Source organism: Novosphingobium sp. FG137 (assembly GCF_057809735.1).
This window is the reverse complement of record NZ_JBMDKN010000005.1, coordinates 73,610-88,564: the sequence shown is the minus strand read 5'-3', so window position 1 is coordinate 88,564 and position 14,955 is coordinate 73,610. Positions and strand designations below refer to the sequence as shown.

The window sequence follows — 14,955 nt, the reverse complement described above, 5'->3', positions numbered from 1 at the left end:
ACCGCAACTCCTTCAGCCGCGCGCGATGACGGTGGCCACCGCCTGCGCCGCAATCCCTTCGCCGCGACCGGTGAAGCCGAGCCGCTCGGTGGTCGTCGCCTTGACGCTCACCGCAGCTATGTCAATCGCCAGAATCGAAGCGAGCCGTGCCCGCATGGCCGCCTTGTGCGGACCGATGCGCGGAGCCTCGCAGATGATCGTGACATCAACGTTGCCGATGGCATAACCCGCCCCGGCCACCAGTGTTCCCGCATGGGCAAGGAACCGGTCGGACGAGGCCCCCCGCCACTGCGGATCCGAAGGCGGGAAGTGATCACCGATATCGCCCGCCGCCACCGCGCCGAGCAGTGCATCGACCAACGCGTGGATCGCAACGTCAGCATCAGAGTGCCCCGCAAGGCCCTTGGAATGCTCGATTTTCACGCCGCAAAGCCAGAGTTCCTCGCCTTCGGCAAGGCGGTGAACGTCGTAGCCCATGCCGGTGCGCACGGCGGGGTGAGTCATGCCGTCATCCTTCAGATCTTCCGCAAAGGTCACTTTCTTGAGCCGCTCGTCACCCGGAACGAGTGCGACCGCCAGCCCCGCCGCTTCGGCAACGGCGGCATCATCACCTGCATCCGCAGCCCCGTCCCACGCCCGGTGCGCGGCAAGGATCGCATCGAAGCGGAAAGCCTGCGGGGTCTGCACGCGGTACAGACCATCGCGCTCGACCAAGGCCCCGCGCAGACCGTCCGCCCCGCGCACCACGCTGTCCACCACCGGCAGCACCGGAATGGCGCCGGGCTGGCCTTCGAGTGCCGCCACAAGCGCCGCAATCACCGCCTCCGAGAGATCAGGCCGCGCCGCATCGTGGATCAGCACATGGCCGGGCGCATCGCTTGCCAGCGCCTCCAGCCCCGCGCGCACCGATCCCTGCCGGCTCGCCGCACCGTGGACGAAACGAACGCCCGGCACCCCGGCGAGCGCTTCCACTGCGGTGTCTTCCCAGTTCGCGGGGATCACCGCCACGATGGGCGAAACCCCCGCCTTGGCGAGCGCTTCGACCGAATGCCGCGCCAACGGCTTTCCGCGCCACAGCGCAAACTGCTTCGGCACCGTTCCGCCCGCGCGCAGGCCTTGGCCGGCAGCGACGACAACAGCGGCGACGGATGCGGGGGACGGCGCGTTCATGCACCGCCCCTTACAGTCCTTGCCGCAAACCGCGCAATCGACTAAGCGCATGCCTCTTTTTTAGGCAGACCCCGATGAGTGAACTTCCCGCCCCGCCCGAGCTCAAGCCGATCATGGTCGGCCCCGTGCGCATCGCGCAGCCCGTGGTGCTCGCGCCGATGACGGGCGTTTCGGATCTGCCGTTCCGCACCATGGTCCGCCGCTTCGGCTCGGGCCTCAACGTGACCGAAATGATCGCCAGCCCTGCCGCGATCCGCGAGACGCGCCAGTCGATCCAGAAGGCTGCTTGGCACCCGACCGAAGAGCCTGTCTCGATGCAGCTCATGGGTAACGAGCCTGCGCAAATGGCCGAAGCGGCCCGGATTTCCGAAGCCAAGGGCGCGGCGATCATCGATATCAACATGGGCTGCCCGGTGCGCAAGATCGTCAGCGGCGATTGCGGATCGGCGCTGATGCGCGACATCCCGCTCGCCACCGCGCTGATCGAAGCGACGGTCAAGGCGGTCAAGGTTCCGGTCACGGTCAAGATGCGCATGGGCTGGTGCCATGACAGCCTCAATGCCCCCGAGCTTGCGCGCATTGCGCAGGATCTTGGCGCGCAGATGATCACTGTCCACGGCCGCACCCGCAACCAGATGTACAAGGGTTCGGCCGACTGGCGCTTCGTGCGCCGCGTGAAAGACGCCGTCTCGATCCCCGTGATCGTCAACGGCGATATCTGCGGGATCGAGGATGCCGCGCAGGCCATCGAGCAGAGCGGCGCAGACGGCCTGATGATCGGGCGCGGCGCCTATGGCCGCCCGTGGCTGCTCGGCCAGGTCATGCACTGGCTAGATACCGGCGAATATCGCGCTGATCCGACCATCGCCGAACAATATGCCCTGATCACAGAGCATTATCACACCATGCTCGAGCACTATGGCACGGTGACAGGCGTGAACATGGCGCGCAAGCACCTCGGCTGGTACACCAAGGGCCTCCCGGGTTCGGCCGAGTTTCGCAACCGCGTGAACTTCATCGACGATCCCAAGGCAGTGCTCGCTTCGCTTGCCGAGTTCTATGGCCGCGCCATGGCTGCCCCCGCAAACCGCGCGGCGGCATGAGCGGTCCGGCCGACTGGCGCAAGGTCGGCGACAGCTCGCGGCCCGACGCCAAGCGCATCGTTGCCAGCCTACCGCTGGCGGTGTTCACGCTTGCGCCCGATCTGACCATCGCCGCCGCCAACCCCGCCGCCGAACAGCTGGCAGGGCAGGGTGCCCGCAGGCTCTTCGGCAAGGCTGTTGAGGATGTCTTCGCCTTCGAGGAGCCGCTCATCCTGCGCCGCCTCGCCGAAGGTGAGGCCCAGCTTCTTGCACGCGATTCGCTCGTCCGCATCCTCGGTGCGCCCGCGCGCCGGATCGACGTCATGACATCGCCGGTAGCCTATTGCCCGGGCTGGCAGCTTCTCGCACTCAGCGAAGGTGTCGGTGTGGAGGCGCTTTCCGGTGACGGCGGCGGTGCCGGGGCGGGTGAGGGCACGCCGCTGCGCGCGCCCGAGGTGCTCGCCCACGAAATCAAGAACCCGCTCGCCGGTATCCGCGGCGCCGCGCAGCTGCTTGGCCGCAAGCTGGGCGAAACCGACCGCGCGCTGACCGAGCTGATTACCGGCGAAGTCGACCGCATCGCCAAGCTTGTCGACCAGATGCAGTCGCTCTCCCGCCGGGGCCGCGAGCCGGGAACGGCCTGCAATCTCCACGAAGCAGTGCGCCGCGCGCAGGCCGTGGTGGCCGCCGGGCATGGCGGATTTGTGGTCGAGGAGGAGTTCGATCCCTCGCTCCCGCCGGTCATGGCCAATCCCGATGCGCTGGTGCAGGTCCTCCTCAACCTCTTCACCAATGCGCGGGAAGCTTGCGAAGCCGCACGCGAGCCGCGCATTGCCGTGCGCACGCGCTTTGCCAGCGGCATCCAGCTCCATGCCGGCCCGGGCGGCAAGCCGCTGCGCCTGCCGATCGAGCTGCGCGTCAGCGACAATGGCCCCGGCATCGATCCGGCGCTGCGCGATCACATCTTCGATCCCTTCGTGACGGGCAAGAAGAACGGGCAGGGCCTGGGTCTCGCGCTCGTCCAGAAGCTGGTGCGCGAGATGAACGGACGCGTGACGCACGACCGCGACGATCTGCGCGGATGGACGCACTTTCGCTTGCATCTGCCCGTTGCTGGAAGCGCCAAGCCATGAAGAGCCGCATCCTTCTCGTCGAAGATGACGCCTCCATCGCGCTCGTCATCACCGCCGCTCTCGAGGCCGAGGGATACGATGTCTGGCGCTGCGCTTCGATTGCTGATCGTGACGGGCTGCTGGCAGAGCGACAGTACGGCCTGATGCTCACCGACGTGGTGCTGACCGACGGCGACGGCATGGAAACGCTGGGCCGCGTGCGCGAGGCTGCCCCGCACATGCCAGTGATCATCCTGTCGGCGCAGAACACGCTCGATACCGCCGTCCGCGCAAGCGATACCGGCGCTTTCGAGTACTTTCCCAAGCCTTTCGATCTCGATGAACTGGTCCGCACCGTGCGGCAGGCGATTGGCGCCAGCGAGAGTGCCAGCCTCGATGACGTGGCGGAAGACGTTGCTCCCGGCCTGCCGCTCGTCGGCCGCAGCCTTGCGATGCAGACGGTCTACCGGATGATCACGCGCGTGCTGCGCAATGATCTGACCGTGCTGATCCTGGGCGAATCCGGCACCGGCAAGGAACTGGTGGCCGAGGCAATCCACCAGCTCGGCAAGCGTAGCGCGGGGCCCTTCGTGGCCGTCAACACCGCCGCCATCCCCAGTGACCTCATCGAAAGCGAGCTGTTCGGCCACGAGAAGGGCGCCTTCACGGGTGCCGTCACCCGCCGCATCGGCAAGTTCGAGCAGGCGCGCGGCGGCACGCTCTTCCTCGACGAGATCGGCGACATGCCGCTGGAGGCGCAGACCCGGCTGCTGCGCGCGCTGCAATCGGGCCGCATCCGCCGTGTCGGCGGGACCGAGGAGATCACGCTCGATTGCCGCATCGTCGCGGCAACCAACCGCGATCTCGAGCCGATGATCGCCGCCGGCATGTTCCGCGAGGATCTCTACTACCGGCTCGCTGTCGTGCCGATTTCGCTGCCGCCCTTGCGGGAGCGGGCCGATGACATCGAAGCGCTGGCCCGCCACTTCCTCGTCCGCGCGGCGGGGGAGGGGCTGCCCCGCCGCCAGTTGACCGCAGCCGGAGCCGCGCTGCTGGCACGCCAGCCCTGGCGCGGCAACGTGCGCGAACTGCGCAACTTCGTCTATCGCCTCGCGCTGCTCGCCCGCGACGAAGTGATCGATGCGGCGACCATCGAGCCGCTGCTGGCGCAGGACCGCGCGCTGCCGCAACCCGGACCTGCCGCATCTTCCGTCGCCGCCGATTTCGCCGAAGCGCTTGCCAACTGGCTCGCGCAGAAAAAGCCGGGCGAGGGCGAACTCTACAGCGCCGCCCTTGCTGCGTTCGAGCGCCCGCTGTTCCTGCATGCGCTCGCGGCCACTGGCGGCAACCAGCTGCGCGCCGCGCGCCTGCTCGGGATAAACCGCAACACGTTGCGCAAGCGCCTGTCCGAACTGTCGATCGATCCCGAGGAAGCGGTCGCGCGCGGCTGACGCGGTCTGGAGCCCCGTCACCCGCGGGCCACATGTCGTTTGCCGCGATTACAGGTAGTTTCGTCGAATCGGCTTGCAATGGTGCAACAGCAGTGTTGTACATCCGCAACGATGGTTCAGAACGGCAAAGGCGGCATGCGGCGCTCACCGAGGTGGTATCGCCGCCTTCTGGTGATGATGCGCCGCGCCAACGTTTTCCTGCTGCTGGAAATGACCGCGACCATGGCGCTGGCGCTGATGGTCACCGTCACCTGGATGGCGCTTTCCTCCAACGGCAACGCCAACCAACTGCTGCCCTCGCGGCTCACCGCCAGCCTGCTGATCGGTACTCTTGTGCCCGCGATGGCACTGATCGTGCTCATCGGCCGCCGGCTCGCGCTGCGCCGCGCAGCGCGCAGCGTGCTGGGAAGCAGCGGGCGGCTGCACGTGCGGCTCGTCTGGCTCTTCTCGCTCATCGCCGCGATCCCCACACTGCTCGTGGTGGTCTTTGCCTCGCTGCTGTTCCAGTCAGGGGTCGAGTTCTGGTTCTCCGACAACTCGCGGGGCATGCTGGAGAATGCCAACAGCCTCGCGCGGGGCTACTATGCGGACAAGCTGCGCGATGTCGGCAACGAAAGCGTCGCGATGGCGGGGGACCTGCGCGATTATCTTGGGCAGGCAGCGATCACCAGTCAGGAGTTCGCCGAGGGCTATTCGTGGCAGGTCATCAACCGCAGGCTCAACGAATCCGCGATCATCGAAAAGGGCCCTGACGGCACCCTGCGTACCGCTGCCATCGTCGATCCGGCGCGCAGCGAGCAGCGCGAGCGGATCACGCCGGCTGAGCTCGCGCGGATCGATGGGGGCGAGCCCGTCGTCGTCACCGCTTCGGCCGCCCGGATCGAGGCGGTGACCCCGGTCGACCGGACGCGCGGCATCTACCTCTATGTTGCCCGCAATTCCGATCAGCTGGCGCTCAACCAGTGGCAGCGTGCGCAAAGCGTGCTCAAGGCCTACGATTTCCTCTCCCGCCGCGCCCGCGCGCTGCAGTTGCGGTTCAACATCGCGCTGCTGGTGATCAGCCTTGCGCTCGTTGCGCTCGCCGTATGGGTCGCGCTGCGCTTTGCCGATCGGCAGGTGGCTCCGCTGATCGAACTCGTCTCGGCCGCGCGCAATGTCGGCAGCGGCAATTTCGAGATGCGCGTCCAGCCCGGCAACGGTACCGACGAGGTCGGCCTGCTCGCCCGCGCGTTCAACCGCATGACTGCGCAGCTGGAGGCGCAGACCCAGGCCCTCGTTAGCGCCAATGCCCAGCTCGAAGTGCGCCGCGCGTTCATCGAAGCGGTGCTGGAATCGATCACGGCGGGCATCGTCTCGATCGACCGCGAAGGCGCGATCCGCCTGATGAACAGCTCGGCCCAGACCTTGCTGCAGCCAGCGCGGGCGGATGAAAACGTCCCCAATCCCATCGGCGCACCGCTGGCCGATTTCGCGCCGCAGCTGGCCCAGTTCGTCGCCGGTGGCGAGCGCAGCGGCGTTGTTCACTATGCCAAGGGCGGGGACCTGCTGACACTGGCCGTCAAGGTCACGGCAGACCGCAACGGCCACGTGATCACCTTCGAGGACATCACCCGCCAGCTGCTCGACCAGCGCCGCGCGGCATGGTCCGACGTCGCCCGCCGCATTGCGCACGAGATCAAGAATCCGCTGACCCCGATCCAGCTGGCGACCGAACGCCTCAAACGCCGCTACCGCCGCCAGATCGAGACCGACCCCGAACTGTTCGAGGAACTGACCGCCACGATCATCCGCCAGGTCGGCGATCTGAGGCAAATGGTGGACGAGTTTTCTTCGTTTGCGCGCCTGCCCAAGCCCGTGTTCCGCCCCGAGGATGCCAGCGACCTCGTCCGGCAGGCGCTGTTCCTGCAGGAAGTGGCACACAGCGACATCACCTTTACCTTCGAGGGCGAGGCCCAGGTGCCTGTCGAGGCCGACCGCCACCAGATCGGCCAGGCGATGACCAATGTGCTCAAGAACGCCATCGAAGCGATCGAGCAACGTGCAAGGGCAGAAGATATCGCCTATCGCGGCCGCATCGCGGTGAGCCTCGCCGCAGACCGTCATGCCGTCACCGTCACCATCGCCGACAATGGTGTGGGCCTGCCGGCCGAACGCGACCGCATTCTCGAACCCTACATGACGACGCGCGAGAAGGGCACCGGGCTTGGCCTCGCGATCGTCAACAAGATCGTCGAGGAGCATGGCGGCGCCATGGCGTTCGCTCCCAATGAAGCGGGCGGCACTTCGGTCATCATGCGATTTGCGCGCAATCCCATCGCGGCAGAGGCCGTCACCGATACGCCGGCAGCCCCTGCCACGTCCGTTCCCGTCAACCGCTAGACCAGACCTTCAGGACCAACCGACCAATGGCACTCGATATCCTCATCGTGGACGACGAACGCGATATCCGCGAGCTTGTCGCCGGCGTGCTCAGCGACGAAGGCTACGGCTGCCGCACCGCGGCCGACAGCACCGCTGCGCTCGCCGCGGTTGACGAGCGCCGACCCAGCCTCGTCCTCCTTGACGTCTGGCTCCACGGCAGCCCGATGGACGGGCTTGAAGTGCTCGACGAAATCAAGAAGCGCGAACCCGAACTGCCCGTCATCATCTTCTCCGGCCACGGCAACATCGATACCGCAGTCTCCGCCATCGGGCGCGGGGCGATGGATTTCCTCGAAAAGCCGTTCGAGGCCGAGCGTCTGCTGCTCCTTGTAGAGCGCGCGACCGCGACCGAACGCCTGCGCCGCGAGAACGCGCGGCTGCGGCAGGGCCTTTCGATGTCCGATGGCTTTACCGGCAATTCCAATGCGATCAATGCCGTGCGCGCGACGCTCAAGCGCGTGGCCAACACCGGCAGCCGCCTCCTTATCACCGGCCCGGCAGGCTCGGGCAAGGAAGTCGCCGCGCGCCTGCTCCATTCGTGGAGCCCGCGCGCCGATCACGCCTTCGTAACCGTCAATTCCGCGCGCATCACCCCGGAGCGCTTCGAGCAGGAACTGTTCGGCGAGGAAATCGACGGGAAGCTGGTGAGGGCAGGGCTGCTCGAAATGGCCGACGGCGGCACGCTGTTTCTCGACGAAGTCGCTGAAATGCCTGCCTCCAGCCAGGCCCGCATCCTGCGCGTGCTCACCGAGCAATCGTTCGTGCGCGTGGGCGGCCACCGCCAGATCCGCGTCGATGTGCGCGTGGTTTCCTCCACGTCGCGCCCGCTCGAAAAGGAAATCGCCGAACGCCGCTTCCGCGAAGACCTTTTCTACCGGCTCAATGTGGTCCCCGTCTCGATCCCATCGCTGATCGAGCGACGCGAGGATATCCCCGCGCTCGCCGACCATTTCTTCTCGCGCTACGCCAACGAGCAGGGCGTGCAGCCACCCGCGATCTCGCCCGAGGCAATCGCCGCGATGCAGAGCTACGACTGGCCCGGCAACGTCCGCCAGTTGCGCAACGTGGTCGAGCGCACGATCATTCTTGCCCCGCGCGAGCGGCTCACTCGCATCGATGCCGATATGTTGCCGGCCGAAATCGTCACCACCCGGCTTGGCGGTGATTCAAGCACTTCGGCGCTGATGGGGGTGCCCCTGCGCGAGGCGCGCGAGAATTTCGAGCGCGAGTATCTCAAGGTCCAGATCCGTCGGTTTTCCGGGAACATCTCGAAGACCGCGAGCTTCATTGGCATGGAACGCTCGGCCTTGCACCGCAAGCTGAAGCTCCTCGGCATGGCCGAGCGGCGCGAGGATGAAGAGCTGGATTGAGCTGTCCCAGAGCTGTCCCAGAGCGGTCGGGGCGCATGTTGGTCTATTTTGCCCCTGTACTAAGACATGAACCCGACATAGGATGATGGTTGCTGACCGGCTGTGGCGCCGCGCAAACCCTTGATCAGATTCGGCTTTGGCCGATGAAGAAAAGGGGGGAGTGCGGGCCCTGCCAGATCGTGTCTGAACGCCAGAGAGCGTTACGGCACCAAAAAAAAGACGAAAGGACATACCAAAATGACCGGCAGAACCCTCTCTGCGCGCCCGCGCACCAAGGTTGAAACCGCCCCCGCACCCGAAGCCGCCGCACCGCCGCCGGTTTCGCTCGTTGCCGGAAAGGGACAGAACCTTCAGGATGTATTTCTCAACTTCTTGAGAAAGAACAAGATTCCCGTCACGATGTTTCTCGTGAAGGGTGTCAAGTTGCAGGGCATTGTCACCTGGTTCGATAACTTCTCCATTCTCCTGCGCCGCGATGGCCAGTCGCAACTGGTCTACAAGCATGCGATCTCGACGATCATGCCGGGCCAGCAGCTTGCCGCCGCGCATTTCGCGCCGAGCAACGACGAAGGCGGGAAGAAGCGCCTGCTGCAGGACGTGTTCCTCTCCAGCGTGCGCGATGCCGGCGTGCAGGTGACGATGTTCCTGGTGAACGGCGTCATGCTTCAGGGCCGCGTTGCTGCCTACGATCTGTTCTGCATGCTGCTCGAACGCGAGGGCTATGTGCAACTCGCCTACAAGCATGCTGTTTCGACGATCCAGCCCGCTGGCCACGTCGACCTTTCCGGTGAGTGGGACGGCGAACCATCCTGACCATTGAAACAGGCCGAACCGCATGAGCGGATTTGAATTCGGCCGGGAAACCGAGCTTGTCGGGGAAGTGACACGCGGCGCCCGCGCCGTCGTTGTCCTCCCCGATTTGCGCCAGCGCGCCAAGACCGGACCAGGCTTGGACGCCGAATCCCGTCTGGAGGAAGGGCAGGGGCTCGCCCGCGCGATCGGCATCGATGTCGTCGATGCCTTCGCGCTGCCGATCCGCGCAGTCCGCCCCGCCACCCTGTTCGGTGAAGGTCAGGTCCAGAAGATCGCGGTCGCGATTGCGCAGTCCGATGCCGAACTCGTCATCGTCGATGGCGCACTCTCGGCAATCCAGCAGCGCAATCTCGAAGACAGACTCGAACGCAAGGTCATCGACCGCACCGGGCTGATCCTCGAAATCTTCGGCGAGCGAGCCGCCACAGCCGAGGGACGGCTGCAGGTTGAGCTCGCCCACCTGGATTACCAGGCCGGCCGCCTCGTGCGCAGCTGGACCCACCTTGAACGCCAGCGCGGCGGCTTCGGCTTCCTTGGCGGCCCGGGTGAAACCCAGATCGAGGCTGACCGTCGCCTGATCCGTGGCCGCATGGCCCGCATCCGGCGCGAGCTCGAACAAGTCCGCCGCACGCGCACGCTCCACCGCGAGCGCCGCCAGCGCGCGCCGTGGCCGGTGATTGCGCTCGTCGGCTACACCAACGCAGGAAAATCGACGCTTTTCAACCGCATGACCGGTGCGGATGTCATGGCCGAGGACCTGCTCTTCGCCACGCTTGATCCCACGATGCGGGCAATCCGCCTGCCAGGCCTCGAAAAGGCGATCCTCTCCGACACGGTGGGGTTCATTTCAGAACTGCCGACGCAGCTGGTTGCCGCTTTCCGCGCGACGCTGGAGGAAGTCACTGCGGCTGACGTCATCGTCCACGTGCGCGATATCGCCAATCCCGCCACGTCCGCGCAGAAGCTTGAGGTCGAGGAAATCCTCGCCGATCTGGGCGTGATCGGGGAGGAGGGGGCCTCGGTTCCGATCATCGAGGCGTGGAACAAGTGGGACCTGCTCTCTGATGAAGACAGCGCCATGCGCCGCGATCTGATTGCCGCAGGGGTGCCTGATCGGCAGGTCGTGCCGATCTCGGCGCAGACGGGCGAGGGGGTCGAGAAGCTTGTTGCGCTGCTGAGCGAATTGCTCACCGGCGGGGCGCGGATACTCGAACTCTCGGTGCCGATGGCGGACGGCCAGAAGCTAGCGTGGCTTCACGCACACGGCGAAGTGATGTCCGAGGTTCAGATCGAGGACGAAGATGGTGCACCGGTTCAGCGCCTGACCGTACGCCTCACGCCGCGAGAGCTGGGGCGCTTCGTCCAACTTTAAGCGTCAGCGCTCGGCAGCCTTGACCTGCTGCCATAGCGCCTCCTGCGCTTCGAGCGAAAGCGACGGGAAATCGGATCCCGCCAGCGCTTCCATCGCGCGAAATCGCCGTTCGAACTTGGCATTGCCATGGCGGAGCGCATCCTCTGGCGCGATCCCATACCTGCGCACCAGATTGACCGCGGCAAAGAGCAGGTCGCCGGCTTCATCGAGCCGTTCGGCCGTGTTCGTGGCGGCAGCCAGTTCTTCGATCTCCTCGATCACCTTGGCGCGCGGGCCTTCGGTGTCCGGCCAGTCGAAGCCCACCCGTGCAGCGCGTTTCTGAAGTTTTTCCGCGCGCATCAGCGCGGGGAGCGCAAGCGCCACGCCGTCGAGCGCGCTCGTTGCGCCCTTGGCCTCGCGTTCGGCTGCTTTCTGCGCTTCCCAGCGCACTTCACGCGATTGGCCGTGATCGGCCGCATTGCCGAAAATGTGGGGATGCCGCTCGGCCATCTTGTTCGAGATCCCATGTGCCACGGCATCGAAATCGAACGCGCCCAATTCCTCGGCCATGCGCGCATGGAACACGACCTGGAGCAGGAGATCGCCGAGTTCCTCGCGCAGCGCGGCCAGATCATCGCGCTCGATCGCATCGGCCACTTCGTAGGCTTCCTCGATCGTATAGGGCGCAATGGTCTGGAAGTTCTGGGCAACGTCCCATTCGCAGCCCGTCGCGGGATCGCGGAGCCGGGCCATGATCGCGAGAAGCCGCGCAATTCCCGAAGCGGCGGCTGCATCCATAGCGGGGGAGACCTCGGGAGAGACGCTCATAAGGACCGATCCTTGAGTTCGATAATATTTATTATGTTAAATGGAAGAGCGCCAGCTCATCGCCGATACCCCGCTAACGCCAGCGCTGCCGCGAGGATGATCACCACCCACGCACCAGCCATCATCATGCCCGACGACAACTTTAGCCCGCGCAACCTGCCGTTTGCCAAAACAAGTACCAGCGCCATCACGATCCCGATCAGTGCGACGAACTTGTCCGGTGTCACAGCTCGATTTCCATCCCGTCATAGCCGGGCTCGACGTGCCCCGGTGTTTCATCGCACAATGTCCGGTAGTCCATGCTCTTGTCGAGATGCGTCAGCACGGCGCGGCCCGCGCGGCAGGCTTCGACCAGTTCAAGTGACATCGCCAAATGCGCGTGCGTCGGATGCGGCTGCCGGCGCAAGGCATCGACCACCAGCACATCGACCCGGTCGAACAGCGCCACCATCTCGCCAGTAATCGCACTGAAGTCCGTCGCGTAACCGATTGACTTTCCGTCCTGATCAAAGCGAAAAGCGGTCGTCTGCGCGGGGCCATGCGGCATCTGGCAATGCGTTACGCCAATGCCGGCAACCATCCGCACGCGGTCAAGATTGTCGAGATTGCAGATCGTCGGATAGCCATGCTGACCCGCAAAGACATAACCGAAGCGCAGCCGCAGTCGCCGTACCGTCTCATCAGCGGCATAGCCGGGAATCGGCGCACCGCGGCCCATGCGCAGCGGCCTGAGGTCATCGATGCCATGCGTGTGATCGGCATGGTCATGCGTCCACACCACACCATCGATCCGTCCGATTCCGGTCGCAAGCAACTGGTGGCGCAAGTCGGTGGGCGTATCCACGAGGATCCGTCCGCCATCCGCGCCTTCGACCATGATCGCGACCCGCGTGCGCCGGTTGCGCGGTTCCTCGGGATCGCAATCGCCCCAGTCATTGCCGATGCGCGGCACGCCGGTGGATGTCCCGGACCCAAGGACAGTCAGTTTCATGCCCGCGCCTTGCCAAACAGGCGGAAGAAATTCGCGCCCGTCTGCTCGGCAACCGCTTCCGCCGTCGTCCCTCGTAATTGGGCGACAAAGGCGCAAGTATCGGAAACAAATGCCGGCTCGCAGACCTTCCCCCGATGCGGCACTGGCGCAAGGAACGGGGAATCGGTTTCAACCAGCAGCCGATCATCGGGCACTTCCGCAGCAAAGGCCTGCAAGTCCTTGGCATTCTTGAACGTCACGATGCCCGAGATCGAGATCGTGAGCCCAAGCGCGAGCACAGCGCGGCCGAATTCCGCGCTCGCGGTGAAGCAATGGATCAGCGCCGGGAACGCACCCTTGGCCATTTCCTCGCTGAGGATCCGCAGCGTATCATCCTCGGCATCGCGCGTGTGGATCACGATCGGCAGGCCGGTTTCTCGCGCCACGCCGATATGTACGCGGAACAGGTCCTGCTGCACCTGCCGGTCCGAATGATCGTAGAAGTAGTCGAGCCCGGTCTCGCCGATCGCGATCACCTTGGGATCGGAGGATGCCGCCCGCAGCGCATCCGCGCCAAGATCGGCGTGTGCATCGGCCTCGTGCGGGTGGATACCGATGCTGGCCCAGACGTCCGCCTCGCGGTGCGCCGTCGCCACCACCGCATCCCATTCGCTCTGCCGTGTCGAGATATTGAGGAAGCCCTGCACCCCGCGCGCACGGGCGCGCGCCAGCACCTCGGCCTGCGTTTCGATCAGGCCCTTGTAGTTGAGGTGGCAGTGCGAATCGATCAGCATCAGCCCGCGTCTTCCTCGACCAGTTCGAGCCGCGGGAATGCCGGACTCGGTGCCGCAAGCCGCTCGCCGGTGGCAACGCGCGCGAGGAACCAGTCCGCCTGCGTCAGTGCGGTGATGCCGCGCTCGTCAGCCGGAATACCAAGCTGATCCAACACTTTGTCGGCCGCTGTTGGCACCACCGGTCGGATCGCGATGGTAAGATCGCGGATGGCCATGAACAGCGTCGTGAGGACGGCGCGCATCCTTTCCGGATCGCTCTTGCGCAGCGCCCAGGGCGCCTGTTCGTCGACATACTGGTTGCAGGCGAACACGCCGCGCATCCACGCCTCGATCCCGGCAGAGAAGTTCAATGCGGCAAACTCGCGCGGCAAGTCATCATGACAGGCCGCGAACACGGTGGCGAGCAGCTGGTCGTCCGCCTCGGCGCTCGCAAACTTGGCAATTTCGCCGTCCATGTTCTTGAAAATCATGGAGAGCGTGCGCTGCACCAGATTGCCGTAGCTGTTCGCCAATTCGGCGTTGCAGCGCGTCACGATCGCCTCGGGCGAATAGGAGCCGTCCTGCCCGAACACCACGTCGCGCATCAGGAAGTAGCGCAGGGTATCGACGCCAAACCGCTCGGCCAACGCCAGCGGATCGGTCACGTTGCCGAGCGACTTCGATTCCTTCTGCCCACGGTTGAGCAGAAAGCCATGGCCGAATACCTGCTTGGGCACCGGCAGCCCGGCGCTCATCAGGAAGGCCGGCCAGTAGATCGTGTGGAAGCGGACGATATCCTTGCCGATGAGGTGGAGATCGGCCGGCCAGTACTTCGCGTAATCCCCTGATTCGTCGGGGAAACCGAGGCCGGTGATGTAGTTCGTCAGCGCATCGACCCACACGTACATCACATGGTTGTCGCTGCCCGGCACCTTGACGCCCCAATCAAAGCTGGTGCGCGAAACCGAGAGATCGCGCAGCCCCTGGCTGACGAACGCGATCATCTCGTTGCGCCGGCTTTCCGGGCGGATGAAATCGGCATTGTCGCGCATCAGCGCGAGCAGCGGTTCCTGATACTTCGACAGGCGGAAGAACCAGCTTTCCTCGACCGTCCACTCGACCGGCGTGCTCTGGGGCGAAAGCTTCTCCCCCCCTTCCCCGTCGATCAGCTCGCTCGCGTCGTAGTAGGCCTCGTCGCGCACCGAGTACCAGCCCTCGTACCGATCAAGGTAGAGGTCGCCGCTTGCTTCCATGCGCCGCCAAAGTTCCTGCGTCGCGGCATGGTGGCGGGGCTCGGTGGTTCGGATGAAAACGTCGTAATCGACGTTGAGAGCATCGGCCATCGCAATGAAATGACTGGTCATTTCATCAGCGAGCTCGGCCGGCGTCACGCCCATGTCGCGCGCCTTCTGCGCCATCTTCAGGCCGTGCTCGTCGGTCCCGGTCTGGAAGCGCACGTCGCGCCCCATTGCCCTCTGGAAGCGCGCGATCACGTCGGCGGCGATCGCTTCATAGGCGTGGCCGATATGCGGCTTCCCGTTGGGATAGCTGATGGCGGTCGTGATGTAATAGGGCTCGCCCATGGGCTGCGACTGTCCTTGGCTGCGGGAAGGC

General features: G+C 65.3%; 13 protein-coding genes. 7 read left to right on the top strand and 6 right to left on the bottom strand.

The features are described from left to right. Window positions 1-12: 12 nt before the first annotated feature. Window positions 13-1,170, bottom strand: a complete 1,158-nt coding sequence (locus tag ACODS2_RS15035; RefSeq protein ID WP_488999571.1) for a bifunctional 2-C-methyl-D-erythritol 4-phosphate cytidylyltransferase/2-C-methyl-D-erythritol 2,4-cyclodiphosphate synthase — start codon at window positions 1,168-1,170, stop codon at window positions 13-15. A 74-nt stretch (window positions 1,171-1,244) separates the two neighbouring features. Between ACODS2_RS15035 and dusB the strand changes: the two genes are divergently transcribed. The 7 genes from dusB (at window position 1,245) to hflX (ending at window position 10,791) form a co-directional block, all read left to right on the top strand. After that, window positions 1,245-2,273, top strand: coding sequence for a tRNA dihydrouridine synthase DusB (dusB, locus tag ACODS2_RS15030; RefSeq protein ID WP_488999570.1), 1,029 nt, complete (start codon window positions 1,245-1,247; stop codon window positions 2,271-2,273). Continuing rightward, window positions 2,270-3,385 (top strand): two-component system sensor histidine kinase NtrB, encoded by a 1,116-nt coding sequence (locus ACODS2_RS15025; RefSeq protein ID WP_488999569.1) that lies wholly within the window; start codon window positions 2,270-2,272, stop codon window positions 3,383-3,385. The genes dusB and ACODS2_RS15025 overlap by 4 nt, the downstream gene beginning before the upstream one ends. Next, on the top strand, window positions 3,382-4,815 hold the full coding sequence (locus tag ACODS2_RS15020; RefSeq protein ID WP_488999568.1) for a sigma-54-dependent transcriptional regulator: 1,434 nt from the start codon (window positions 3,382-3,384) through the stop codon (window positions 4,813-4,815). Before ACODS2_RS15025 ends, ACODS2_RS15020 begins: the two co-directional genes overlap by 4 nt. A 111-nt stretch (window positions 4,816-4,926) precedes the next feature. Next, a complete protein-coding gene (locus tag ACODS2_RS15015) occupies window positions 4,927-7,194 on the top strand; it encodes a sensor histidine kinase (protein ID WP_488999567.1) in 2,268 nt (755 codons plus the stop codon). A gap of 26 nt (window positions 7,195-7,220) precedes the next feature. Continuing rightward, window positions 7,221-8,606, top strand: coding sequence for a nitrogen assimilation response regulator NtrX (ntrX, locus tag ACODS2_RS15010; RefSeq protein WP_298174761.1), 1,386 nt, complete (start codon window positions 7,221-7,223; stop codon window positions 8,604-8,606). Between the two features lie 237 nt (window positions 8,607-8,843). Then, entirely contained in the window at window positions 8,844-9,419 is a 576-nt protein-coding gene (gene hfq, locus ACODS2_RS15005; protein ID WP_488999566.1) for an RNA chaperone Hfq, read from the top strand. A 22-nt stretch (window positions 9,420-9,441) separates the two neighbouring features. Beyond that, complete coding sequence (hflX, locus tag ACODS2_RS15000) at window positions 9,442-10,791, top strand: GTPase HflX (protein WP_488999565.1); 1,350 nt, start codon at window positions 9,442-9,444, stop codon at window positions 10,789-10,791. Window positions 10,792-10,794: 3 nt separating this feature from the next. Here hflX and mazG read toward each other — a convergent pair whose 3' ends face one another. The 5 genes from mazG to metG are packed head-to-tail and all read right to left on the bottom strand — an operon-like array spanning window position 10,795 to window position 14,924. Beyond that, window positions 10,795-11,598 carry a nucleoside triphosphate pyrophosphohydrolase gene (mazG, locus tag ACODS2_RS14995; protein WP_488999564.1) on the bottom strand — a complete coding sequence of 268 codons (804 nt, stop codon included), beginning with the start codon at window positions 11,596-11,598 and terminating at the stop codon, window positions 10,795-10,797. A gap of 56 nt (window positions 11,599-11,654) precedes the next feature. Next, window positions 11,655-11,825 (bottom strand): hypothetical protein, encoded by a 171-nt coding sequence (locus tag ACODS2_RS14990; protein ID WP_488999563.1) that lies wholly within the window; start codon window positions 11,823-11,825, stop codon window positions 11,655-11,657. Next, complete coding sequence (locus tag ACODS2_RS14985) at window positions 11,822-12,589, bottom strand: MBL fold metallo-hydrolase (protein ID WP_488999562.1); 768 nt, start codon at window positions 12,587-12,589, stop codon at window positions 11,822-11,824. The genes ACODS2_RS14990 and ACODS2_RS14985 overlap by 4 nt, the downstream gene beginning before the upstream one ends. Further along, complete coding sequence (locus ACODS2_RS14980; protein ID WP_488999561.1) at window positions 12,586-13,362, bottom strand: TatD family hydrolase; 777 nt, start codon at window positions 13,360-13,362, stop codon at window positions 12,586-12,588. The genes ACODS2_RS14985 and ACODS2_RS14980 overlap by 4 nt, the downstream gene beginning before the upstream one ends. Next, the gene (gene metG / locus ACODS2_RS14975) at window positions 13,362-14,924 is read right to left on the bottom strand and encodes a methionine--tRNA ligase (protein ID WP_488999560.1); all 1,563 of its coding nucleotides are present in this window, start codon (window positions 14,922-14,924) and stop codon (window positions 13,362-13,364) included. The genes ACODS2_RS14980 and metG overlap by 1 nt, the downstream gene beginning before the upstream one ends. Window positions 14,925-14,955 lie beyond the last annotated feature (31 nt).